Annotated in this window: 20 protein-coding genes; 15 read left to right on the top strand and 5 right to left on the bottom strand. The window is 37.3% G+C overall.

What is annotated here, in order from left to right; translation table 11 throughout:
- The first annotated feature begins 157 nt into the window (after window positions 1-157).
- The 9 genes from FW781_RS11970 to FW781_RS11930 all read left to right on the top strand — a co-directional run bounded on the left by FW781_RS11970 (window position 158) and on the right by FW781_RS11930 (window position 13,494).
- Complete coding sequence (locus FW781_RS11970; RefSeq protein ID WP_149387645.1) at window positions 158-2,416, top strand: T9SS type B sorting domain-containing protein; 2,259 nt, start codon at window positions 158-160, stop codon at window positions 2,414-2,416.
- Window positions 2,417-2,573: 157 nt separating this feature from the next.
- Window positions 2,574-4,832 carry a T9SS type B sorting domain-containing protein gene (locus FW781_RS11965; protein WP_149387644.1) on the top strand — a complete coding sequence of 753 codons (2,259 nt, stop codon included), beginning with the start codon at window positions 2,574-2,576 and terminating at the stop codon, window positions 4,830-4,832.
- Window positions 4,833-4,954: 122 nt separating this feature from the next.
- Window positions 4,955-5,581 carry an NAD(P)H-dependent oxidoreductase gene (locus FW781_RS11960; protein ID WP_047380324.1) on the top strand — a complete coding sequence of 209 codons (627 nt, stop codon included), beginning with the start codon at window positions 4,955-4,957 and terminating at the stop codon, window positions 5,579-5,581.
- Between the two features lie 32 nt (window positions 5,582-5,613).
- Complete coding sequence (gene nadB, locus FW781_RS11955) at window positions 5,614-7,185, top strand: L-aspartate oxidase (RefSeq protein WP_149387643.1); 1,572 nt, start codon at window positions 5,614-5,616, stop codon at window positions 7,183-7,185.
- Window positions 7,186-7,197: 12 nt separating this feature from the next.
- A complete protein-coding gene (gene nadC, locus FW781_RS11950) occupies window positions 7,198-8,058 on the top strand; it encodes a carboxylating nicotinate-nucleotide diphosphorylase (protein WP_149387642.1) in 861 nt (286 codons plus the stop codon).
- Window positions 8,059-8,266: 208 nt separating this feature from the next.
- Window positions 8,267-10,861 carry a TonB-dependent receptor gene (locus tag FW781_RS11945; RefSeq protein WP_149387641.1) on the top strand — a complete coding sequence of 865 codons (2,595 nt, stop codon included), beginning with the start codon at window positions 8,267-8,269 and terminating at the stop codon, window positions 10,859-10,861.
- A gap of 86 nt (window positions 10,862-10,947) precedes the next feature.
- A complete protein-coding gene (locus FW781_RS11940; RefSeq protein ID WP_149387640.1) occupies window positions 10,948-11,379 on the top strand; it encodes a hypothetical protein in 432 nt (143 codons plus the stop codon).
- 67 nt (window positions 11,380-11,446) lie between these two features.
- Window positions 11,447-12,439 carry an aspartate-semialdehyde dehydrogenase gene (locus FW781_RS11935; RefSeq protein WP_149387639.1) on the top strand — a complete coding sequence of 331 codons (993 nt, stop codon included), beginning with the start codon at window positions 11,447-11,449 and terminating at the stop codon, window positions 12,437-12,439.
- A gap of 56 nt (window positions 12,440-12,495) precedes the next feature.
- Entirely contained in the window at window positions 12,496-13,494 is a 999-nt protein-coding gene (locus FW781_RS11930) for a cation diffusion facilitator family transporter (RefSeq protein WP_149387638.1), read from the top strand.
- A gap of 10 nt (window positions 13,495-13,504) precedes the next feature.
- On the opposite strand, the gene FW781_RS11925 is transcribed toward FW781_RS11930, so the two are convergent.
- Window positions 13,505-13,942, bottom strand: coding sequence for an exosortase F system-associated membrane protein (locus tag FW781_RS11925; protein WP_149387637.1), 438 nt, complete (start codon window positions 13,940-13,942; stop codon window positions 13,505-13,507).
- Entirely contained in the window at window positions 13,929-14,459 is a 531-nt protein-coding gene (gene xrtF, locus FW781_RS11920; RefSeq protein WP_149387636.1) for an exosortase family protein XrtF, read from the bottom strand. The genes FW781_RS11925 and xrtF overlap by 14 nt, the downstream gene beginning before the upstream one ends.
- A gap of 240 nt (window positions 14,460-14,699) precedes the next feature.
- Between xrtF and FW781_RS11915 the strand changes: the two genes are divergently transcribed.
- From FW781_RS11915 to FW781_RS11890, 6 genes are all read left to right on the top strand, one after another.
- Entirely contained in the window at window positions 14,700-15,719 is a 1,020-nt protein-coding gene (locus tag FW781_RS11915) for an aminoglycoside phosphotransferase family protein (RefSeq protein ID WP_149387635.1), read from the top strand.
- A 94-nt stretch (window positions 15,720-15,813) separates the two neighbouring features.
- On the top strand, window positions 15,814-16,230 hold the full coding sequence (locus FW781_RS11910; RefSeq protein WP_149387634.1) for a RapZ C-terminal domain-containing protein: 417 nt from the start codon (window positions 15,814-15,816) through the stop codon (window positions 16,228-16,230).
- A 69-nt stretch (window positions 16,231-16,299) separates the two neighbouring features.
- Window positions 16,300-17,013: a nucleotidyltransferase family protein gene (locus FW781_RS11905; protein ID WP_149387633.1), complete on the top strand. Its 714-nt coding sequence runs from the start codon at window positions 16,300-16,302 to the stop codon at window positions 17,011-17,013.
- 8 nt (window positions 17,014-17,021) lie between these two features.
- On the top strand, window positions 17,022-17,774 hold the full coding sequence (locus tag FW781_RS11900) for an LOG family protein (RefSeq protein ID WP_142717229.1): 753 nt from the start codon (window positions 17,022-17,024) through the stop codon (window positions 17,772-17,774).
- Between the two features lie 58 nt (window positions 17,775-17,832).
- On the top strand, window positions 17,833-18,303 hold the full coding sequence (locus FW781_RS11895) for a DUF6702 family protein (protein ID WP_228408605.1): 471 nt from the start codon (window positions 17,833-17,835) through the stop codon (window positions 18,301-18,303).
- Between the two features lie 277 nt (window positions 18,304-18,580).
- Window positions 18,581-19,129, top strand: a complete 549-nt coding sequence (locus tag FW781_RS11890; RefSeq protein ID WP_047376397.1) for an inclusion body family protein — start codon at window positions 18,581-18,583, stop codon at window positions 19,127-19,129.
- Window positions 19,130-19,172: 43 nt separating this feature from the next.
- Here FW781_RS11890 and FW781_RS11885 read toward each other — a convergent pair whose 3' ends face one another.
- The 3 genes from FW781_RS11885 to FW781_RS11875 all read right to left on the bottom strand — a co-directional run bounded on the left by FW781_RS11885 (window position 19,173) and on the right by FW781_RS11875 (window position 24,157).
- On the bottom strand, window positions 19,173-19,679 hold the full coding sequence (locus tag FW781_RS11885; protein ID WP_149387632.1) for a DUF7336 domain-containing protein: 507 nt from the start codon (window positions 19,677-19,679) through the stop codon (window positions 19,173-19,175).
- A 150-nt stretch (window positions 19,680-19,829) separates the two neighbouring features.
- Window positions 19,830-21,254 (bottom strand): DUF5689 domain-containing protein, encoded by a 1,425-nt coding sequence (locus tag FW781_RS11880; RefSeq protein ID WP_149387631.1) that lies wholly within the window; start codon window positions 21,252-21,254, stop codon window positions 19,830-19,832.
- Between the two features lie 26 nt (window positions 21,255-21,280).
- Window positions 21,281-24,157, bottom strand: a complete 2,877-nt coding sequence (locus tag FW781_RS11875) for a carboxypeptidase-like regulatory domain-containing protein (RefSeq protein ID WP_149387630.1) — start codon at window positions 24,155-24,157, stop codon at window positions 21,281-21,283.
- Window positions 24,158-24,291: the final 134 nt, after the last annotated feature.

The raw sequence follows: 24,291 nt of genomic DNA, 5'->3' as shown, positions 1-24,291 counted from the left end.
AGTACAAATACATAATTACCACTACTACGTTCGTTATTCCATCACAAGAAATGCTATTTTATTAAAAAATAATTAAAACTTTTAGCAAAATTAACATTATATACATATTATTTAATCGGGATTTAATATCTTTACACATTAATCAAAGTCCCATTAAATGAATAAAAATCTATTATTGTATTTATCTGTTTTTTTGCTCTGTATAGCCGGGAACTCTTTTGCACAGACTTATCAGCTTATCGGAAACCCAGTGACTACTACTGGATGGACGATGGTTTCCCCGACTCAGGTAAACACAGATTTTATTCAGCTTACCCCAGATACCAATAACCAATCCGGTTCTATCAGGCTGAATGACCCTATCAATCTAAAATATTGTGACAAATGGAGAGTTGAATTTGATTTCAGAATGGACTCTAACCAAACCTCCAACGGAGATGGAATTGCATTCTGGTATCTTGCCAATCCTCCTGTTGCAAGTGTATTGGGATCGGGTCTTGGAGTATCTCAAAATGCGGTAGGTCTTGTAGTAGGGTTTGATACTTACAACAATACCACTACTGCGACAATGAGCAAGGTTCACGTTGCTTACGGGCAGGTTCAAAACACAAGTGATACCAATAATGTTGAGTTCTTCAATGTTGCCGGAAGCTCCTTCCATTCACCAGATCTGAATACTACCCAACCTTTTCAGGGAACAACTTTCAAGCATGTTGAAGTAACTGCACAGGTAGATCCCGCGAATCCTACCAGCTGGATCTTAAAAATAACAATAGACGGAAATGTAATCTGTAATCAATCTTTTGCCCCTTCCGGAACAGCTGCGGCAATGACTGTAGGATATTTCGGATTTTCAGCTTCCACGGGAGGAGCAAGATCAAGACACTCTATTAAAAATGTAAAAATTTATACTGATAAAGTTCCTATTTTACAAAACTCAGCCACTCAGTCTTTCTGTCCTAATCCTACCACCGGATACGGATCTGTAAACCTAACTTCTTTCAATTCGCAATTCGTTAACAATACTTCAAATTATACCTTTACGTATTATCCACTGGGAAGTTCCACACCTATTACCAATCCTGCCAATTACCAATTCAATACAAATACAACGGTTACTGTTGTTATTAAAGATAATGCAGGACTGCTTTGTGACAATCCGGATGGTAAGATCTTACTGGTTCTCGCTCCTTTTAAAGCCGAGGACAGAACCATTACCGTATGTAATAACAACAAAGCCGGAACTGCCGCTTTCAACCTGAATACAGCAAATGTTACAGGAGTTCCGGGAGCTGTTAAAAAATATTATAAAACATTAGCAGACCTCAATGCAGATACTAATGAGATTCAAAATCCCGGCAACTATATATCTGCTCCGGGAGACGTGTATGTGAAAGTGACAACTCCTCAGGGATGTACAGGCTCAGCAAAAATCACACTTGCATTTTATCCTGACACACCTGTAAAAGAAGCCACACTAAGATCATGTTTTATTGAAAACAGTATTACCAATGCTATTTTTAATCTTACCACTGCGGATGTTACTACATTAACTACCGGCGTAACAAAAAAATACTACACCTCCATTGCTAATGCTTTAGACGGAACCAATGAGATCATGAACTCTCTTCAGTACTTATCCACAAGTACAGTTGTTTACGCAAAAGTAACAGATGCCAACGGATGTTTTAATATTGCCAAAATCAATCTTATTGTACTACCACCTGTTCCATCTTCTGTTCTGAAAGACAAAACCATTTGTATTGGTGAGAAAACAGATCTGGATGCAGGCTCTGGATTTGATGGTTATGAGTGGAGCACCGGAGCCACCACCTCATCTGTTAAAGACCTTGGAGTTGGTGTTTATTGGGTGAAGCTTAAAACCGGAAACTGTATCACTACACAGACTGTAAAAATAAATGCATCTGCAAATCCTGTAATTTCCAGCATTGATATTGACAACAACACGATCACCGTAAATGTAGCAGGAGGAAAACCTCAGTATCAATTCTCTCTGGATGGAGTCAACTGGCAGACCAGCAACATATTCACCGGACTGGCAAGAGGAGAAGTAAGAGTATATGTAAAAGACTTCTACAATTGTACTCCTATTGAAGTTCAGATTACCGTACCTAATCTGATTAATGCCATCACTCCGAACGGCGATAACGTAAACGACTTCATTGACTACTCTGCACTCGCATACAAGAAAAACCTTGTCTTCATTGTCTACGACAGATATGGCAATAAATTGTATGAGGCTGGAAAAATGAGAAACTTCACATGGGACGGAACGGCTTCCGGTAAAAAAGTTCTTACAGGAACTTACTGGTACACGATCTCATGGAACGAAAATAATAAAGACAATACAGAAACCAAATATTCAGGCTGGGTATTGGTTAAAAACAGAGAATAAATTTAGTATCAGAAACTACCTCATATGGGGTAGTTTCGGTATTAAAAGAATCTTCACCTCCGGAATTTAAAATTAAATATTGCTTTTATGATCAAATTACACATGTAACAAAATCAATTTTATATCAAAAAACAAACAACATCATAATCCATCCACTATGAAAAAAAATATACTCATTTTTTTACTTACTATCTTATCATGCTTGCCGGGAAGGTTATTTTCACAAACATATCAACTTACCGGAAATCCTGTAAATACAACAGGCTGGGATCTTGTCTCTGATGCTGTAGTAAGCGGAGACTTTGTAAGACTTACAACCGATCAGACCAGCAGATACGGGGCTGTAAAATTATCCACTCCTATTACCCTGAGCTATTGTGATAAATGGAAAGTGGAATTCGATTTCAGAATTGACGGAAACGGAACTACTCAGTTTGGAAAAGGAGATGGCTTTACTTTCTGGTATCTTGCCAATCCGCCTACAGGATTCGTTTCAGGAGGAGGACTTGGTATCCCGGCGAATGCTTCCGGGCTAATGGTTGGTTTTGATATCTTCAACAACACTACGGAGGGGCAAATGAGTAAAGTTCATATTCTTTACGGCACCAATAATACAGCTGGTAACAATATTGAATTCAACACTACTCCTGGAAGTACATACCATTCTCCTGATCTTATCGCTACTCAACCGTTTGTAGGAGATACTTACAGACATGTTGAAGTAAACGGAGAAACAGACCTTACCAACCCAACAAACTGGATCATCAAAGTAAGAATCAACGGTGTACTTATCGTAGATCAGTCTTTTGCTCCTTCCGGAGGTGCGGTAGGAATGTCACAGGGATATTTTGGTTTCTCTGCAGCAACCGGAGGTGCCAGCGCGAGACATTCTATTAAAGATGTTAAAGTATATGTAGATAAAGTTCCTATTTTAAGTAATACGGTAACTCCTTTCGTATGTACAAATCCCGCTACCGGAAATGGTGTAGTAGATCTTACTTCTTTTAACTCTCAATTTGTGAATAATCCTGGAAACTATATTTTCACTTATTATGTTTTAGGAAGTTCTACCCCTATCGCCAATCCTGCAAGTTTCCAATATTCAGGAAACACCACCATCAAGGTTATTGTAAAAGACCCGACTTCTACTCTTTGTGACAATGGTGACGGTGTTATTCAGCTTAATCCTACTCCCTTTGCAGCAACGGACGCCACACTTTCCGGATGTAATAATAACAATGCCGGAACAGCAACCTTTGATCTTAACTCTGCTGCTGTAACAACTGTTGCCGGAACTACCAAAGAATTCTACCCTACTCTGTACGACCTGAATAATGGCACGAATCAGATTACAAATCCTTCTGCCTATGCATCTGCAGCAGCTACAATATATGTAAGAGTAACGACTCCTCAAGGTTGTGTAAGTACAGCTAAAATTACACTTAACATCTACCCTGTCGTTGTTGTCAATGATGTTGAAATAAAATCCTGCTTTATAGAAACCAATCCATCTATGGCATCTTTTAACCTTACAGGAGCCATCGTTTCTCAAGGTGGGCTTAATAAAGAATACTACCCTTCATTGGCTGATGCCATCAGTGGAACTAATGCAATTTCTACTCCCGCAGCATATATTGCTCCTAATGGAGTTGTTTACATTAAAGTATTCAACGCAAACGGATGTTATTCAATTGCTAAAGTTACTTTAACAGTCATACCACCAGTCTTCTCAAGAACATTACTGGATCAGACGATCTGTATAGAAAATACAACAACATTAGATGCTGGCGCTGGCTTCAAAAGCTATGAATGGAGCACGGGAGCGACCACTCAATCTATCAAGAATGTAGGCGTAGGTACTTATTGGGTAAAACTTAAAACAGGAGATTGTATTGCCACACAAAAAGTGACAGTATATCCTTCTGATAATCCGGTTATTACCACTGTTGATATTTCAGGAAGCACAGTGACAGTGTATGCCAATGGCGGAACTCCTCCTTACCAATATTCTATGGATAATATCAATTGGCAGGATTCTAATATCTTTACTAATATTGCCAGAGGTGAGGCTAAAATATATGTAAGAGACGGTTATAATTGTGTTCCTGTTGAAGTTAATATTACTGTACCTAATCTGATCAACGTGATCACTCCTAATGATGACGGTATTAATGATTTTGTTGATTATTCTGCGTTGGCCAACAAACAGAATCTGGAAATAGGCATCTTCGACAGATATGGCTACAAAATGTTCCAGGCCGATAAAACCAATGGCTACAAATGGGCAGGTACCACTAATGGAAGTAAAAAAGTTCCTACAGGAAACTACTGGTATTCTGTTTCATGGAATGAAAATAATAAAAACAGTACTCCGATAAAATTCTCAGGCTGGATTGTTGTAAAAAACAGAGAATAATTACACTTTCCATCACATCAAAAGAATCACCCTGCCAGCCAGGGTGATTTTTTTGTATTAACAGGGCGGAGATATTTCATTTTAAAGACTCTTTATTCATATTCAATTCTTAAATTTGTCCTATGAATTATTTGGAAGCTTTAAGCAGAAGATATTCTGTGAAAAAATTCAATCATCAGATTATTCCTCAGGAAACTCTTCACAATATTCTTGAGTCAGGAAAGCTGTCTGCCAGCTCGCTGGGACTTCAGCCCTATAAAATTGTGATTGTTGAGAGTGAAGAAATGAAGCAGAAACTGATTCCGGCTTTCTATAATCCTTCTCAGATTTCCACCTGTTCTCATCTTATCGTTATTATTTCAAAGAAAATTATTGAAGAGAACTATATCCGGGGATATTTTAATCATATTTCTGAAGTAAGAGACACTCCTGTTGAGAAACTGGATCCTTTCAGAAACAGTATTAATCAGCATATCACCCAGAAAACAGAGGATGAAATCTTCAATTGGGCAGAAAAACAATCCTATATAGTATTGGCCAATCTTATGTATGCCGCCGCTATTGAAAATATAGACTCCTGCCCTATGGAAGGCTTTCGCCAGGATCTTATAGAAGAAATTCTGAATATCAATCCCGAAACAGAAAAAGTAACCGTTACCCTCGCTTTAGGCTACCGTTCTGAAGAAGACCATTTTCAGCACATGAAAAAAGTAAGGAAACCAAACGAAAAATTGTTTAAATTTATTTAATCGTTTCAAACGATTGTACCTAAAGCAAGCATATGATAAAAGCGGATGTATTAGTAATCGGTTCCGGCATTTCCGGACTTTCCTATGCCATTAAAGTTTCTGAACAGCTCCCTGATGCCAAAATCATTATCGTAACCAAATCTGACGAAGACGAAAGCAATACCAAATATGCACAAGGCGGTCTTGCAGTAGTTACAGATTCTAAAAATGATAATTTCAGCAAACACATTGAAGACACTATGCGCGCCGGAGACGGTGAGAACAAACGCGATGTCGTAGAAATGGTCGTTACGGAAGCTCCAAAAAGATTTAAAGAAATTGTAGAATGGGGCGCAAATTTCGATATGAAAAATGGTGAATTCGCTTTAGGAAGAGAAGGTGGCCATACTGAAAACAGAATCGTACACCACAAAGATATTACAGGTTTTGAAATTGAAAGAGCTTTGCTGGAAACAGCCAATAACAGCCCGAATATTGAAATTCTCGACCATCACTATGTCATTGATATCATTACACAGCACCATGTTCCCGGAAAAGAGCTCAACGAAGGAGATATTCATTGCTATGGTGCATATATTCTGGATGAAAAGTCCAAGACCATCAAAAAAATTACTTCTAAAATAACACTGGTTGCCACAGGAGGTGCCGGACATGTTTATAAAAACACTACCAACCCTACCATTGCTACAGGAGATGGAATTGCCTTTGTAGCCCGTGCAAAAGGAAATGTTTCCAATATGCAGTATTACCAGTTTCACCCAACAGCTTTGTACAGCAAAATGGATGGAATGTTGTTTTTAATTTCGGAAGCAGTTCGTGGAGACGGAGCGAAATTAAGAACCAAAAGGGGCGAAAAATTCATGCATAAATATGATGAACGTGAAGAATTAGCATCCAGAGATATCGTTGCAAGAGCCATCGACGCCGAAATGAAAATTACCGGAGACGAATTTGTTGGTTTAGACTGCAAAGAAATGAACCATGAAAAATTCTTAGAACATTTCCCTAATATTTATAAAAAATGCAGAGACGAAGGAATTGATCCCTTCACACAATTGATCCCCGTTGTACCGGCCTGCCATTATTTAATGGGAGGTATTGAAGTTGACAGAGACGGACAGTCCTCCATCAGAAATCTTTTTGCTGTGGGTGAATGTACCAACTCAGGACTTCACGGAGCCAACAGACTTGCTTCCAATTCATTGCTTGAAGGTTTGGTTTTCGGACACAACGCTGCCATGAAAACAGTAGCCCTTCTGAATGAAAACAGTTTCAACTTTGATGACCTGAAAGCCGTTCCGGAGTGGAATGAAGAAGGAATGAAAATCATGGACGAAATGGTCATCGTAAGCTATCTCAGAAAGCAGCTTCAGGAAATGATGAGCGACCTGGTAGGTATTGTAAGAAGCAACAGACGTCTGAATATGGCACTACAGAAACATCAGGAGATTGCTGCTGCCGTAGACGAAATCTATCATTACTCTATACTTTCTCCGCAATTGTCAGAATTAAGAAACTTAACAACCGTTGCCCACCTTATCATTACCCAATCCATGGAAATGACGGAAAATAAGGGAGCGTTTTATAATAAAGATTTAGCCTAAAAGCATCACAAAATGAAAAGACCAGCCTACGTAACAGATAAAGCATTAAAGACATTTATAAAAAACGCCCTTGAAGAAGATATCCAGGATGGAGATCACTCTACTTTGTCTACCATTCCACAGGATCTTGTGCAAAGTGCTAAGCTTTTAGTAAAACAGAATTGTATTCTTGCGGGTGTTGAGCTGGCAGAAATCATTTTCAAAACTTTTGACAAAAATCTGAAAGTGGAAGTTTTCATTAAAGACGGAACTCCTTGTAAATTCGGAGATGTGGCACTTATTGTAACAGGAAGTGCAAGATCTATCCTTTCCACAGAAAGATTCGTTCTTAACTGTATGCAGAGAATGAGCGGTATTGCTACTCTTACCCATGACTGGGACTCAAGATTGGTAGGCACAAAAACTAAACTTTTAGATACAAGAAAAACAACTCCTAACTTCAGAATGTGTGAAAAATGGGCGGTTGCCATAGGTGGTGGAACCAATCACAGATATGGTCTTTATGACATGATCATGCTGAAAGATAACCATATCGACTACAATGGAAGCATCACCAATGCAGTGGCAATGGCAAAGAATTACGTTAAAAAGAACAAAAAAAAGTTAAAAATAGAGGTTGAAACAAGAAACCTTGAAGAAGTTCAGGAAGCTATCAATGCAAAGGTTGACAGAATCATGCTTGATAATATGGACGTAAAGACCATGAAGCAGGCTGTAAAAATGATCAACGGCTCATGTGAGTCTGAAGCTTCCGGTGGAATTACCCGTGATATGCTTAAAGAAATTGCTTCAACAGGGGTGACATTTATCTCTGTAGGTGCCCTTACACACTCTGCTGAGAATATAGATTTGAGTCTCAAAGCAGTGAAATAGCGTTGAATTTTTAACAAAAACACCCCCACTTTGTTAAAAATTCAATAACATGACTTTTTTCATAAAAAAATTCAATTTTTAGCCATAATGCTGGTTTTTAACACTTTAACATTATTAAGACTGATTAAAAATTAACATTGAGTTAATAATAGTTAAATTTTATTTTGCGAATTTTGCAGAAAATTAAATCTAACTATTACTAACGATTATGAAATTAATCAACAAATCAATACTGACTGCGGTAATTACATTATCTACAGCTAGTGTTTATTACGCTCAAGAGGTTCAGGATTCTACGAAAACTAAATCCAAGGACATTGAGGAGGTAATCTTAAGAGGTGTTACGGATATCGCTAAAGATAGAAAAACACCTGTTGCTGCTTCTACCATTAAAGCAGCACAACTAGCAGAAAGATTAGGTAACCAGGAATTACCTGAGATTTTGAACACTACTCCATCTGTTTACGCTACAAAATCCGGAGGTGGTTTTGGTGATGGAGGTCTTACAATCAGAGGTTTCGAATCTAGAAACATCGCTGTAATGGTAAACGGTATGCCAGTTAACGATATGGAAGGTGGTGCTGTTTATTTCTCAAACTGGACTGGTTTATCTGATGTAACAAGTACATTACAAGTTCAGAGAGGTTTAGGTTCTTCTAAATTAGCTATTGCTTCTGTAGGAGGTACAGTAAACTTCCTTACCCGTTCTGCTGATATGAAAAGAGGAGGGGTAATCAGATTAGGTGTTGGTAACAACGATTATTTAAAAACTTCATTTTCTTACAATACTGGAAAATCTAAAGATGGTGTATCTGCATCATTCTTAATGAGCAGACAAGCCGGAGGTACTTATATTGAAAATACTGATTATGAATCTTATGCATATTTCTTTGCATTAGGTTATGAAATCAATAAAAAACATAACTTACAGTTCACAATAACATCTGCTCCTCAGTGGCACGATCAAAGAACTTTTGCTCCTACAATCCAAAACTACATCAACTATAACCCGGATCATGATGGATCTCCTTACAGAAGATACAATTCAGACTTTGGATACTATACTGATGCTAACGGGAACAAAGTTGCTTTAGCAAACAGATCAAACTATTATGCTAAGCCGGTAATGATGTTGAACTGGGACTGGACTATGAGTGAAAAGTCTAAATTAAGTACAGTTTTATACATGTCTAACGGTAGAGGTGGTGGAACAGGTGATTTAGGTAGAGTAGGTGGAAAAGGAATGACTGACTTCTATGATGCAGCAGGTCACTTCAACTATGACGCTATTTTTGCAGCTAACGCAGCAGTTAACTTAAATACTGCTGGTGCAGGAAGTACTTTGGTTCGTAGATCAAATATCAACTCTCACAACTGGTATGGTATCTTAGCTAACTTCCAACACAAAATCAATGACAACTGGAACTTCTCAATAGGTACAGATGACAGATATTACTATGGCTACCACTATCAGGTTCTTACAGACCTTTATGGAGCTGCAGGATACAAGGATAACGCTAACAAAAACTTACCTGCTCCAAGAATCGTAAATACTCTTTATGATTATAAAAAACTTACCTGGAATCCTTTTGGAGGAAAACTAGCTCCAGCCGAAGATCAGGTAGGATACAGCAATGATGGAGAAGTACTTTGGTACAGTGGATTTGCGCAGGTAGAATATAACAAAGACAATCTATCTGCATTCTTACAAGGTTCCGTATCTAATCAGGGTTATCAGAGAATTGATAACTACGTAGTAGACGGAAGCACATTAAAAGGACAAACAGTAAACACAAAAACAGGATTTAAAAATATTTTCGGATATAACATTAAAGGGGGTGCTAACTATAACATCAATGAGCAACATAACGTTTTTGCTAATTTAGGTTATTATAGCAAGCAGCCATTCCTAAACACTGTTTACCCAAGTAACCAGCAGCTTATTAATCCTTATTTAAGTAACGAAAAAATTTCTTCTGCTGAAATTGGATATGGATTCAGATCTGCAAAATTCACTGCAAATGTTAACGTATACAGAACACAGTGGAAAGACAGATGGTTAAGAAAAACAGGTCAGACTTTCAATTTAGCTGATGGTTCTACTACCACAGGTTATTCTGAAATCAATGGTATTACTGAAGTTCACCAGGGAGTAGAATTTGACGGAGTGTACAAACCAAACCGTTTCTTGGAAATTCAGGGGATGTTCTCTTGGGGAGATTATTATTACAAAGGAAATGCTAATGTAGCTTCTTTCGATGATAACAACAATCCTGTTACTCTAGCTGGTTCAGCAGGAAATGAACTATATTTAGATAAAGTAAAAGTAGGAGGTTCAAGTAACAACAGTATCCCTCAGATGACAGCATCATTAGGACTTACTGTAAAACCAGTAAAAGATCTTAATATCTTTGGAACATGGAGATATGTAGGTAAACTTTATTCTACTATTGATGCAGGAACATTTACAAATGTTTCAGCTCAGGAAAGAGGAGTATTAAAATTACCGGATTTCAACTTATTTGATGTAGGTTTCTCTTACAAAATCAGACTACAAAACGAAGCTCAGTATTTCACAATCGGAGCTAACGTTTACAACCTGTTTGATAAGATTTATATCTCTGACTCTGCTACAAGTGTTTTTGCTAACGATGTTCCAACTAAGCTTGCTGATGGATCAAACAACACTGCTAAGCAGACTTATGAACAACTTGGTATGATGTACAATGGTATCGCAACAGGTAACCGTGCTTATTTCGGATTCGGAACTACTTGGGCAGCAACCTTATCATTCAACTTCTAATAATATCACAATATTAGATTTTATAAATATCAATCCCGGCTTTGAGCCGGGATTTTTGTTATCTTTGTGTACAAAAAATAGAAAGTATGGATTTTTACAACATTTTACTTAATGCCCACAAAGGTTTCGGGTATCTTGAAATTCTTTTGGTAACATTATTTATCATTGCACTTTTAGCGACCATGTTTGGTTTCAGTGGAAAAGTGAACAAATTTTTGAAGAAAACAACGCTATTCACGATGATTTTCTTCCACGTTCAGTTTTTATTAGGAATCATTATGTTGATCACAACTTTCAGCAAAGGATTAAACATGGGAGAAGTAATGAAAAATGCAGCATTGAGATTTCAATATGTTGAGCATCCATTCTCTATGCTTATTGCAGCAGTTTTGATGACCATTGCCAACAAAAAAGTAAAATCCAATGATACTATTTCTTTAGGAGTAGTGATTATGGGACTGATTGCAGTAGGTTTATTTGCATTCGCGTTCCCTTGGACAAGAGTCTTCGGAGCTTAAAAAAGATAAAGAAATTATATGTGTTATAATTTATAAATAGTTTAATCTTAAATTTTTAATTAAATCAATGAAAGTAGCTGTAGTAGGTTCAACAGGAATGGTTGGACAAGTTATGCTTAAAGTTTTGGAGGAGAGAAACTTCCCTGTAACAGAATTAATCCCGGTAGCATCCGAAAGATCTGTAGGCAAGAAGGTGAAGTATAAACAGAAGGAATTTACCATCGTAAGCATGAAGGACGCTATAGCTGCCAAACCGGATATTGCAATCTTCTCTGCGGGTGGTTCTACTTCTCTTGAATTCGCTCCTCTATTTGCAGAAGCAGGAATCACTGTAATTGATAATTCTTCGGCATGGAGAATGGATCCTGATAAAAAATTAGTCGTTCCTGAAATCAATGCTGATGTTTTAACAAAAGAAGATAAAATCATCGCAAATCCGAATTGTTCTACCATTCAGTTGGTAATGGTTCTAGGACCATTGAACAAAAAATATGATTTAAAAAGAGTGATTGTTTCTACCTACCAGTCTGTAACAGGAACAGGGAAAGCTGCTGTAGACCAGTTAAACGGTGAAATCAGCGGAGATGAATCTACTGAAAAAGTATATCCTTATCAGATCTTCAAAAATGCATTGCCCCACTGTGATGTATTTGCTGATGATGACTACACGAAAGAAGAGATTAAACTGATGAAGGAACCGAAGAAAATTTTAGGTGACGACACCTTCAACTTAACAGCAACTGCTGTAAGAGTTCCGGTTCAGGGAGGACATTCTGAAAGTGTAAACATTGAATTTGAAAATGAATTTGAACTGGATGAAGTAAGAAAAATCTTATCCGAAACTCCTGGTGTCATCGTGATGGATGATGTGAAAAACAACCACTACCCGATGCCTTTATATTCGGAAGGAAAAGATGAAGTCTTCGTAGGAAGAATCAGAAGAGACCTGTCACAGCCCAAAACGCTCAACCTCTGGATCGTAGCAGACAATCTGAGGAAAGGAGCAGCAACAAACGCTGTACAAATTGCAGAATACCTTGTAGCAAACAACTTAGTATAAACTAACAAAATAAAAAAGAGTCTCAGAATTGAGATTCTTTTTTTTATCAAACTTATATGAATACCCAGAAAAATACCCACAAAGAGAAAATAGGATTCCAAAAGCTTATTGCAGTGTTTGGAGTTATCCTTTTTGTCGGAAAGATTATTGCCTGGAAGCTTACCAATTCCGATGCAGTATTTTCCGACGCTATGGAAAGTATTGTCAATGTCATCAGTGCATTCATGGGGCTCTATTCCCTTCACCTTGCAGCCAAGCCTAAAGATGAGGACCATCCCTACGGCCACGGGAAAGTAGAATTTGTAACGTCCGGTATTGAAGGCGCTCTTATTGCTATTGCCGGCGTTATGATTATCTATGAAGGAATTCACAGCCTTATTGTAGGAAAAACACTGAGCAAAATAGATCTCGGGATATGGATTATTGCTGCCACGGCAATCATCAATTATTTATTAGGATATATTTCTATAAAAAAGGGAGAAAGAGAAAATTCTCTGGTCCTCGTCTCATCTGGGAAACACCTTCAGTCCGATACCATTACCACTCTTGGAGTGGTTGTCAGCCTGGTAATTGTTTATTTTACTAAAATTTATTGGCTGGATTCAGCAGTAGCATTATCTTTTGGACTTTATATCATATTTGTAGGCTATAAAATCGTCCGTAAATCCCTAAGTGGTATTATGGATGAGCAGGATCCTGAAATATTAAATCAGGTCATCCGAATTCTTGAAGGAAACAGACAGATAGAATGGATTGATGTACACAATATGAAAATACAGCAATTCGGTTCTTCATTGCATATTGATGCTCATATTACACTTCCCTGGTATTATGACCTTCGTGATGCCCATAGTGAGATGGAAAAGGTCATTATCCTTCTTGCCAAAAACATGAAGCGCAGTATTGAGTTCAATTTTCATATGGATGACTGCAAACCGATTTCATGCCCGGTCTGCCAGATCAAAGACTGCCCTGTCCGCGAAAAAGATTTTATCAGACGGGTAGAATGGACACCGGAAAATGTAACGAGCGTAGATAAACATACCGTAGAATAGATAAATTCACTTATTTTCCCTCTTTCATCATCTGCTTTCTATAATAAAACATCGGGACAATCAGCAGTATAATCAAGGGCTGGATCACAAATCTTCTCATATAAAAAGAAAAAAGATAGCCTATCTCGAATTTATCATAAATACAGTACAGGTAAATCGGAAAAGAGATCATAAACACAATAACCATCATTACAGCACCCTGCAATGTCCATTGCTTGTTTTTAAAGAAACCATAAATGATCAGGCAGGAAAAAAAAAGATTTAAGACAAATCTAAACAAATGTCCGCCAATCAGTCTTCCCCATTCAAATGTAGGGAATTCAATATTTTTATTCGCTTCATGAAAGTAACCCAAAAACGGATCATAAAAAATAGTTCCTTCCAGAACTCTTACACCTATCAACCCGCAGATTCCTGCTATGACCAGAAGCCAACTAAGAATTTTCATGTTTTAAAGCAAAAAATTTAATCCATACCAGCCAAAGTACAACGACAGTTCCATAAATAATGGCAGGAAAAATAAAATCATGGAACATTTTACCGTATTCCTTATAATCTGTCATGACAATATTCAATCCCACAATTCTCAGAAGATTCATGATGTACAGGATAATCAGCCCTGCCCCAACAAAGACAAAGGTTTTCATTCCTTTATAAAAAGCAAAAACAAAAGAGACAAACAGAATGATCACAGAAACAGCATTACAGCCCTCCACCATTCTCGTCTCATAGCGTTGTTTTACATAAAACCAAACCTGCTCATTCTTTACATCATCATAAAGCTCCGTAGGATAACCCATGGTATTCTGCAAAGCAGCCACCTGATTGGCAATGATTCTTGAAAAAGAATCTAACCCGGAATCTTTACCACTATTCAGATAGAACTGATAGGTAAAAAGCAATACCAGGTAAATAATAATGAAACGCAATAAAATACCTAAAACAGGTTTAAAGTCTTTCAACATTCTGCAAAGATAAAAATTAGCCTGTAATATCCTGAATCTGAATCAAGAAACTTAAAAAACACCATCATATCCACCGATTATTGAATATAATACTGAAAAATTTTCCTTAAAATACCTGGTAAAATAAATATTCAACACTCCTTTCATAACCTCATCACAATGGTCTCTTTCCTTCACATTTTCACTTCCTTAAACTATAATTCCCAACTCATGTTAATTTAGTATATTTGTTTCCATATTATGACTTCTGAAAACGCAAAACGATTTTTTGAAAACCAATTGGGTAAAAAATCTTCCGAATTCGTCACATTAGCTCAAAGCGGTTCTGCGAGGGTAAATTTTCTGGCCACTGCCGGCACTGAAAAATACATCATCACCTACAATGAGAATATTCCGGAAAATGAAAGTTTCCTTTACTATTCTGCGATATTTTCAAATTTGAAACTTAATACTCCTTCTATTCTTGCTGTTTCTGATGACAGAAAAATGTACATCCAGGAATTTCTGGGACAGCATACCCTTTCCGAGATTATTACAAAAGAACAGCAATCTTCTGCTGTAAGATCTTTAGTACAGCAGACATTGGAGAGACTTTTCCAAATGCAGACGCAGACACAAGGAAAAATTGATTTTTCAAAAACCTTTGAGTATGAAAGTTATGATGAACTTCCCGTGATTCACGATCTTTATTATTTTAAAAACTTTGTAGCGGATTTCCTGGAGCTGGAATACAACAAATCGACACTTTTAAAAGAATTCAAAAAGATTGCATCACTCATCGAAAGTCTTGAGCCTAAAGGAATTATGATCCGTGATTTTCAGGCAAGAAATATCATGGTGAATGAAAAGAATGAAGTTTCTTTCATCGATTACCAGTCTGCAATGAAGGGCCCGTTAATGTACGACGTCATTTCTTTTCTTTTTCAGGCTAAAGCAAACTTCACTGAAGACTTCAAACAGGAAATGCTGGAATTTTATATTCAGCAGTTTGAAAATCCCGACACAAGAATTCAACTAAAAGATGCGGTGATGCCTATTCAGATGATGAGATTTTTACAGGTTTTGGGAGCCTATGGATTCCGGGGTTTGATTCAGAGAAAACATCATTTTATGGCCAGTCTGGAAAAAGGAATTCAGAATATTACCCAATTTGCAGCTTCCTGGGAACAGATGAAAAATTATCCGGAACTGGAAAAAGTAATTCAACAGCTGACATCAGACAGGGCAAAGCAAAAAATTGAGGAAATATTAAATAACTAAGTCTTCGGCTCCGCTCAGACTGACAGAAACGAAATAAAAAACACTCAACATCACTAAATAAACCTTAATGGTTTAAAAATTTAAAAGAAAGAATATGCTACACATCGAGATACACAGTTTTTCATACAAGAAAGGAGGAATTCCTAAAGACAATTCAGGAAATGGCGGAGGTTTCGCTTTTGACTGCCGCGGAATTTTAAATCCCGGAAGAATTGAAGAATATAAAATCCAGACCGGTAATGACATCGGAGTTCAGGAATATCTGGAAACAAAAACGGAAATGCCAAAGTTTTTAGAATTGGTAAAATCTCTTGTTTCTATCAATATCGATAACTACCTTGAAAGAGGATTTGAGCATCTGCAGATCAACTTCGGATGTACCGGAGGGCAGCACAGATCGGTATATTCCGCTATTAAAATCGCTGAATTTATCCGGGAAAAATATCCTGAAGGAACCGAGATAACCCTTCACCATGATGAACAACCGCAACTGAACATTAGTAATCAGTAATGAGCAATAAGTAATTTCTTATTACACTTATATATTACTCATTATCTATCACTCATTACGTATACTATTATGAAAGCTCTAATTTTCGCAGCAGGAAAAGGAACAAGATTGAAACCGTTTACAGATCACCATCCGAAAGCGTTGGCAAAAGTAAACGAAATTCCGCTTCTGGAAAGAAATATCACTTACCTGAAAAGTTTCGGAATAAAGGATTTTGTGATTAACATTCATCATTTTGGAGATCAGATTGTAGATTTCTTAAATAAAAATAATAATTTCGGATGCAGAATTGAAATCTCTGATGAAACCAACGAACTTCTTGAAACAGGAGGTGGCTTGATTTTTGCGAGAAAATTTCTTGATCATGGAGAAGATTTTTTAATTATGAATGCGGATATCCTCACCGACCTGAACATCAATGAGTTGGTGGCATACCACAAAAAGATAAAAGATTTTGCTACTTTAGCGGTTTCTGACAGAGAAAGCTCGAGAAAACTCCTTTTCAATGATGATATGGTTTTGAGAGGCTGGCTGAATGTACAAACTGGTGAACAAAGGCTGGCGGAATTCAACAAAGGCTTTAAAGCTCTTGCGTTCAGTGGAATTCATTGTATCAATCCTACGATCTTCGAAAAAATAAAAAGAACAGGCAAATTTTCTGTTATGGAAGAATATCTGGACCTGATGCAGACCGAGCATATACACGGTTTTGTACACAACAGTATTCTTATCGACGTCGGAAGACCATCTTCTGTAACAGAAGCCGAAAAACACTTTAAATAAATTTTGCAATGGAAATTGATGGAACTAGGGATGAAAGTTTAATAAATCCGGAACTTGACATTAACGAAACAAAACTACATAACAGTTTCAGACAAAAAACCTGGGACGAAACAATCGCTAAAGACAGTTGGATGGTCTTCAAGGTCATGGCTGAATTTGTAGACGGTTATGAGAAACTGGCTAAGATTGGTCCATGTGTTTCTATATTTGGTTCTGCCCGACTGAAGCCGGAGAACAAATATTATGAAATGGCTGTAGATATCGCGGAAAAGATCACCAAAATAGGTTTCGGAATCATCACCGGAGGAGGCCCGGGAGTTATGGAAGCGGGAAATAAAGGAGCTTTCAATGCTAAAGGAAAATCTATTGGTTTGAATATTGATCTTCCTTTTGAACAGCATTTTAATCCTTATATCAATAAATCTTATTCTATGAATTTTGATTACTTTTTCGTGAGAAAAGTAATGTTTGTAAAATATTCTCAGGGTTTTGTAGTAATGCCAGGAGGTTTCGGGACATTGGATGAGCTTACTGAAGCGATGACTCTTATCCAAACCAACAAAATAGGAAAATTTCCAATTGTTCTGGTAGGCAGTGAATTCTGGGGAGGATTATTAGATTGGTTCAAAGCAACCTTGCTGAAAGAAGGAATGATTGCTGAAGATGATTTGGATCTTTATCGTGTGGTAGATACCGCTGACGAGGCCGTAGCACATATTAAAGCCTTTTATGATAAATATTCTGTGAATGTAAATTTTTAATTGGCATATTATTTGTGACTTATAACAAACAACTATGATTGTAAATCTATTAATTAAGATGAAAAAACTTTTATATATATCAGGAATTTTAACATTTTTTGTGTTAATGAGTTTTATGTATGTAGACTTTTTCTCTTCAATGACCAAAGTGGATTATGTTGATGGAAGCAAGACATTGAAGTTTACCACAAAAATGAATACAAGCCACATTTCTGATGCGATCAAAATCAACCCCAACACGGCTGGATTTGAAGCAGAGGTAAAAAAATATGTGAACAATAATTTTGATGTGTTTGTCAATGGAGCTCCTAAAACGATAACCTTCACAGGAAGTCAGGTCAGTGGAGAAACTGTATGGGTATATTTTGAAACCGGTGGTGTTTCAGATATCAATACCTTAAAGATTAAAAATACGATCCTTTTAAGCGCTTTTCCTAAGCAGATCAATCTGGTGAACATCGCCTATAAAGGCAGCCAGAAAACGATGAACTTTCAAAGAGGAAAAGAAGTGAACGAGGTTTCTTTTTAAGCAAAAATTAGATTTAACCATTATAAAATGGGTACCCTGGAAAGTAAAACTTTTCAGGGTATTTTTTATCCAAAACAACAACTCACCCAAAAGAGATTAATTAAGTACAAATACCTAATCTTTAATTTCAGCATTTACACTGTAATATTTTCATTTTCAGCAATGTACATTTGTATTGTAATTACAGCCAAAAAGGTGAAGCCGGAATCACTTAAATCACGGGGCAGAATCTGAAAAGCCAAATGAGTAAGAAAACACCAAACTAAAACCAAATATCATGGACGAGCAACTTAAATCATCGAGTCAGGAAATAGATGTCCTGATTGTTATCGACACGGATTATGTAAGAGATACTTATAAAAACCCAAGTAAAGATCCTAATAATCCTACAGGAATTGATCATAACAGCCAGCATATGATTGTTTCCAATGCCAACGCTATTTCAGGGCAGGGTTCTGCTGATCTGAACTTCAGTGCAAGAGCCGGAGATACAGTCTCATTCAGAGGAACATCAATCTATCAGAATTCGGATGATGCTGTAATCATCTACAATATTAAATACTGGTCCGGAGATCAGGTCTTCAACAGCTTTATATACAATTCCGTTGAAAGAAGACAGGCTGCAGTACCAAATTTGAATTCTCAAAATGGTCTTCCTGCCGCTGCTGCTGATATCACTTTTGCCAGTATTGACTCTAAAGTAAAAGCTACAGGTAAAGAGAACTTCTATGTACAGTTTGGACTTTACATTTTAGACCCTAATGACAGTAACAAACAGATTCTGTACGGTTACTTTTACTGGGATCCAACAATTACGGTTAAGTAAACGAAAATAATAAAACCACTGCTAATGCGGTGGTTTTTGTTTTTTAACAGCTACCAAATCCGCTGCTCCATAAAAGTGTTGCAAGATCCAGTTCACAGATAATAAAATCATCCTGATGATCTTTAAAACCTGGTTTATTTTTGAGTTCTTCAATAGCTTTCTCTACCTTTTTTAAGGTTGAAAATACTCCGATATATCTTTCATCATCTAAAAAAGTATGGATAGTATAGGAATGACTGACACTGAAAACAGTACTTAAACCTAATTCTTTGACTGAAATACAGTTCTCATCTATCTCATCACCTTTTTCTATATAATCACGTCCTATTTCACCAATTACCTTCTCAAAGCCATTATTCCAATGTATTTTATCCATAATATAACAATCTGTAACAAAACAATCCGGATAATCTCTGAATCCAGACATCAGAACGGCTTTTGCTTTTAGCTTCTCCAAATCCTCAAGGCTATTTGAGAAGCCCAGAAATTTGGTGTCCGTATGAGAGTCATCGGTATAGGTATGATTCAAAGCATAAATGAAGTATTCCATCTTAAATATAATTCTTAGCTTAAAACTGTTTTTAAAAATATAAAATTCTTCGCTTTTTGAAATCAATAAAGTATAAAATAAAACACGGGCAGCTCTTACGAGCTGCCCGTGTTTTTTAAGTTTATCAGAAATATATTCTATCCTAATGCATTACTCAATTTTGATGTTGTCAATCTGAAGATCATATACTCCGTCTTTTCCGGTTTTTAGGGCAAACATAGTTTTTCCAGAAGTAGTGTTAAGATCGGTAAGACCTGTAAGGGTAAGCTCGATCAGTCTCCATTGTCCGTTCGTATTGATAGATCCTGTATATGAATTTGTACTTTCCGGACTTAAAGTAGCACCGGTAGAGAATGTTCCTAAATTGAAAGTATAGAAAGCAGACGTATTAGGAGCAAGCGGTGTTGCTCTATATACATTGAAAGAAAGTGATTTTCCTGATGCAGTCCCTTTGATATACATTGTAATTCTTTTCGGAGCCGCTGGTACTCCTGACGCAGCATTCGCTGTAAATACATAGTCATTATTGGCCGGTGTACCTTTAATCTGAAGGGAATTTGTTCCGTTATAGCCCAAACCAATCCCTTGAGAGGCATAAGGCATAAGCCCAAAGCTATTTAAACTTGATAAGAAAGATGTCCAGTTTTCAAAATCAGAGCTTGGGAAAAGATTTACCGCATTAGCAGATGGAAGTTCCGGCTCCCCTGGTGTGAATCTGGCGTTCGGGAAGTTAATATCATTAAGATCCCTTATATAAGCCTGATCTGTGAAAACCGTCGCGTTACTTGAGCTTGTAAAACGGCTTAAAACAAGAACGATATCACCACTTTTTTCATATTTAGGAGAGATCGGAGATTTCCCAAAAGTTGAAAAGTTACTGAAACGAAGATCTAATCTGCCTGCTTTTTTATCCGTAATATAACGGTCACCTGTAGCTGATTCGTCAGCAAAGTTCTTTGTCAGTTCAGGCTCTTCAAACTGAACATTTTTTATTTTCACAAGCTGGTTAATATGTGCACCGTTTTTCAGAGCATCAGAGATAAAGTTGAACTCTAATGGCTTCATTGCAGCTACTACAGGCTTCTGTCCATCGCAAACTCTTGCCATGTAATTAGAAACTTTATTCGGGTTGATTCTACCGATAGGATAGTTAGGATCATAAGAACCTACTTTAATGTTTCCATTAACCCCCTGAACGATCAATCCTTTCAGGTTGATTCTTACTAAAGCCCCAACTGGGAAATCAAGATACTGATTGCTGCCGTCGATATCAATCTCAATACCTTGAGTTGGGTTTTCAGGCTTATCCTGAAGGAACATCATTTTGTAAAGATTTCCGGATTCATCGCTTGAAGAAACATAAGCTTCTACGATGAAATCCTCTTTAATGATATCAGCTTCAACGGGTTTTGCTTTTGCAATGGTTGTAATCTCAGATAACTGGTGATTAGCTGCTGCAAATTTGTTGGTACATTTGATTTCCGGTACCTCATAATCATCAGTTTTTACACAAGACGAGAATGCCAGCATTGAAATGGCCGTAAAGATTGCTGCTTTAAAATATATATTTTTCATTGTTTTCGATTTTTAATTTTTAGTTTTTAGAATCTGAATTGAAGGTTAACAAAATAAGATCTACCCTGGTTATACCAATATTTAGGAGCGAATACCATGTTTCCGCTGTCATAGTCGTTAGCATAGTCAGTATAGTTAACGTTTCTCGTCTGCTCAAATCCTCCTGTAATAAAGTTTCTGTTATTAAGGATATTATTTACAGAGGCAGACACCAATACATAATACTTACCGATCATCCAGGATTTACCTGCATTCACATTGAAGAAGAACGCTGAAGGTAATTTTGTCGGAGTCAGAATTCTTGCAAGCTCTTCCTCAGTTACGTTATCATAAGGGACTCCCGGTGTGTTAGGGTTTGTATAGAATCTTTCTGTTCTGGTTACCGGAGACGGATCAAGGAATGAATGTCCGAAATAGTTCCATGTAGCTCCTACCCACCAGTATTTAGGACTGCTGTAACGAAGACCTAAAGTATATGCCTCCTGAGGTGTTCCGCCCTGTCTGTAGTTTTTAAGGGTAGCTTCTCCCATATTGGTATAAGATCTTGATACAATATTTCCGTTTCCGTCAAGCTCTCTGAATGTTCCAACCGCATCAGATGCAAAATAAACGGTAGGATTATTAGTATAAGTATACTGTCCTACACTTAATAATCCGCTGGCTGTCAAAGTAGGGGTAACTTTCACCTGTGCTCCAAGCTCAACACCCATATTTCTTTTGTTAGCACCTGCCAATACCTGTGTAATGAAAGCACCATCCTGCACAGGAGCCTGATCTCCGGTCTCAGTAAGGTTTGTGAGTTTAACTCCCTGTGCGAAATATCTTTGTACGCTTGTTTCGTTTTGAGTATTTACAAGGTAACCGGTCAGTCTAATTTTAACAATCGGAGTAGAAATTACATAACTCAAATCATTGGCATCAACAACAACGTTCTTGATCCCAGGAGTTGTCACACCACTTACTCTTGTATTAAAATAAATATCATTTAAGAAAGGAGACTGTGAAAAGTAAGCTCCGTTATAAACCAGGAAGTTTCTCCCGTTGATTTTATAGGTAACCTGACCTTTAACACCTGCATTCCAGAAGTTTTGATCTGCTCCTTTTCCATAAGAAGACTCATACAGATAATGCTGGAACAATCCTTCTCTGCTGTTCGTCGTATATCCGAATAATCCGGAAACAAAAACATCAAATTTCCCTGTTGAGAATTTAAACGCAGGATTTACTTTAAATTCCTGTCTTCTGAAAATATAGCTGTACCCGATTTTATCACCCTCTCTTTTAGCAACATCGGTATCGCTTTCTCTTGTATTAAATTTCCCCCAAACACTTCCGGCAGTAGTATTGGATGCAAATGGGTCCATATTCAGGGCAAAATCAGCACCTAAAAGGTCATTCACTTCTCTGTACTGTTCAGATCTGTAATTCTGATAAGATAAGTTTAAGATAAAACGGGAAGTATCGGTGAAGTTATAAGTATAATGAGTAGCAACATTCCATACTTTATCATCTTTTACATCATCTACAAGGTAATAAGCCGCTCTTCTTCCTCCAAGTAACGCATTGTATTCTACATTTCTGTTGGCATTATAAAGATTATCCCAATTGATCTGTGTGTGCGACTGATCATCATTAGTCCACCAGTCTCTTGTAATTCCAATGTTAGCAGCCTGTTCTGGAGACGGATTTGTATAGTTTAACCAATAGCTTGGTAAATTACGGTAATAAGTTGGTGACGGGTTATTGGCTCTATACCAATCTAATCTTGAACTGTATTCTTTACCAAACTGGTAAGAAACTGATGTCCATAGCTGAGAGTTTTTATTGATTTTCCAGAAATCCTGCAATTGAATCATTGGCTGGAAACCTCTTTTTACCCTCTCATTTCTTTTATCTCCGTTTTGCCATCCCCAATATGAGTTGTAATGAACTCCTCTGAAATCATAAACTTCCTGAGTACTTGGGCTTGAAGAGCTTCTTTCATATTTAGAACCAATGGCATTTAAAGTCATGGTATGACTGTCACTGAATTTTTTCTCAATACCAATATATCCACTGTATGCATCATAAGCAGTACCATCCTGAATCCCTTCCTGTGCCCATCTTCTTGCGATCATTCCTGTAAATGCCCATCCGTTCTTATTCATTCCGGAGGAAAATCTGTAAGATAATCTGTTGGTATAGTTTCTGTTCGTCAGAGAGTAGGTCAGCTGGCTTCCTCTTCTGTACTCACTGGCTTTGGTATTCTTATAAAATACTCCGGTAGTTCCTCCGAAAGCATATTCGGAAGGGGCATGATTAGCTGAAATTTCCGGGTAACGGGTAATTTCGTTCAATCCTCCCCAGGTACTGAAGTCTACGTCTCCATTATCTGCAGCGGCCATAGAAATCCCGTTGATCATGTTCTCACCCGTTCTGCTATCAATTCCTCTTGGGCGGAACCAGTATGGCCCTAAATCGAAACTTGCAATTCTGTTGAAGACATCCTGAGAAGACTGCAGCAATCCTACCGTTGCAGTTTGCTGCGCGCCGCCGCCATCACTTTCTCCCGAATCCTCTATAATAGCTAAACCCTGATCCGTGTCATTCAATGCCGAATAAAGAGTAATTACTCCAAGATCTTTTCTCTTCTCATTAGCAGTTACGTCAAATTCAAAAATTTTAGTTTCAAAATTCGGCTTTGTAACCATAATTTGATAATGTCCCGGCATCAGGTCTGTAAATTGGAAATAACCGATCTTGTCTGCCTTTGCATCATTTCCTGCTCCTTTTAAATCTACACTTGCTTGCTCAACAGGCTTTCCTTCCGCATCCTTAAGATACGCAAACACTGTTGTCTGCGCATAATAATATGACGCAGGCAGCAAAGTAAATAAAGAGATTAATGATAGTTTTTTAATCATGAGTATATTTATTTTTTTAATACTTTTCTTGTTAATTTTCAACAGTTTAAAAGTTGGGGGCACAAATGTAATCAAATTTTGTAATTCGTAACTTTTTTAACAACATTTTTCTTTAACCTTGCAAGCTTTTAAGA

The organism is Chryseobacterium panacisoli, from assembly GCF_008274625.1.
Classification (GTDB): Bacteria; Bacteroidota; Bacteroidia; order Flavobacteriales; family Weeksellaceae; genus Chryseobacterium; species Chryseobacterium panacisoli.
The sequence above is the reverse complement of the archived record's forward strand: the minus strand, read 5'-3'. Positions and strand labels throughout refer to the sequence as shown.

Coding starts and splice junctions, on each gene's coding strand:
- FW781_RS11925 (WP_149387637.1), bottom strand. CDS start 13,942: ATGAAAATTCTTAGTTGGCTTCTGGTCATAGCAGGAATCTGCGGGTTG.
- FW781_RS11970 (WP_149387645.1), top strand. CDS start 158: ATGAATAAAAATCTATTATTGTATTTATCTGTTTTTTTGCTCTGTATA.
- FW781_RS11930 (WP_149387638.1), top strand. CDS start 12,496: ATGAATACCCAGAAAAATACCCACAAAGAGAAAATAGGATTCCAAAAG.
- FW781_RS11905 (WP_149387633.1), top strand. CDS start 16,300: ATGAAAGCTCTAATTTTCGCAGCAGGAAAAGGAACAAGATTGAAACCG.
- FW781_RS11900 (WP_142717229.1), top strand. CDS start 17,022: ATGGAAATTGATGGAACTAGGGATGAAAGTTTAATAAATCCGGAACTT.
- FW781_RS11940 (WP_149387640.1), top strand. CDS start 10,948: ATGGATTTTTACAACATTTTACTTAATGCCCACAAAGGTTTCGGGTAT.
- FW781_RS11885 (WP_149387632.1), bottom strand. CDS start 19,679: ATGGAATACTTCATTTATGCTTTGAATCATACCTATACCGATGACTCT.
- nadB (WP_149387643.1), top strand. CDS start 5,614: ATGATAAAAGCGGATGTATTAGTAATCGGTTCCGGCATTTCCGGACTT.
- FW781_RS11910 (WP_149387634.1), top strand. CDS start 15,814: ATGCTACACATCGAGATACACAGTTTTTCATACAAGAAAGGAGGAATT.
- FW781_RS11965 (WP_149387644.1), top strand. CDS start 2,574: ATGAAAAAAAATATACTCATTTTTTTACTTACTATCTTATCATGCTTG.
- FW781_RS11915 (WP_149387635.1), top strand. CDS start 14,700: ATGACTTCTGAAAACGCAAAACGATTTTTTGAAAACCAATTGGGTAAA.
- FW781_RS11895 (WP_228408605.1), top strand. CDS start 17,833: ATGAAAAAACTTTTATATATATCAGGAATTTTAACATTTTTTGTGTTA.
- nadC (WP_149387642.1), top strand. CDS start 7,198: ATGAAAAGACCAGCCTACGTAACAGATAAAGCATTAAAGACATTTATA.
- xrtF (WP_149387636.1), bottom strand. CDS start 14,459: ATGTTGAAAGACTTTAAACCTGTTTTAGGTATTTTATTGCGTTTCATT.
- FW781_RS11935 (WP_149387639.1), top strand. CDS start 11,447: ATGAAAGTAGCTGTAGTAGGTTCAACAGGAATGGTTGGACAAGTTATG.
- FW781_RS11875 (WP_149387630.1), bottom strand. CDS start 24,157: ATGATTAAAAAACTATCATTAATCTCTTTATTTACTTTGCTGCCTGCG.
- FW781_RS11880 (WP_149387631.1), bottom strand. CDS start 21,254: ATGAAAAATATATATTTTAAAGCAGCAATCTTTACGGCCATTTCAATG.
- FW781_RS11890 (WP_047376397.1), top strand. CDS start 18,581: ATGGACGAGCAACTTAAATCATCGAGTCAGGAAATAGATGTCCTGATT.
- FW781_RS11945 (WP_149387641.1), top strand. CDS start 8,267: ATGAAATTAATCAACAAATCAATACTGACTGCGGTAATTACATTATCT.
- FW781_RS11960 (WP_047380324.1), top strand. CDS start 4,955: ATGAATTATTTGGAAGCTTTAAGCAGAAGATATTCTGTGAAAAAATTC.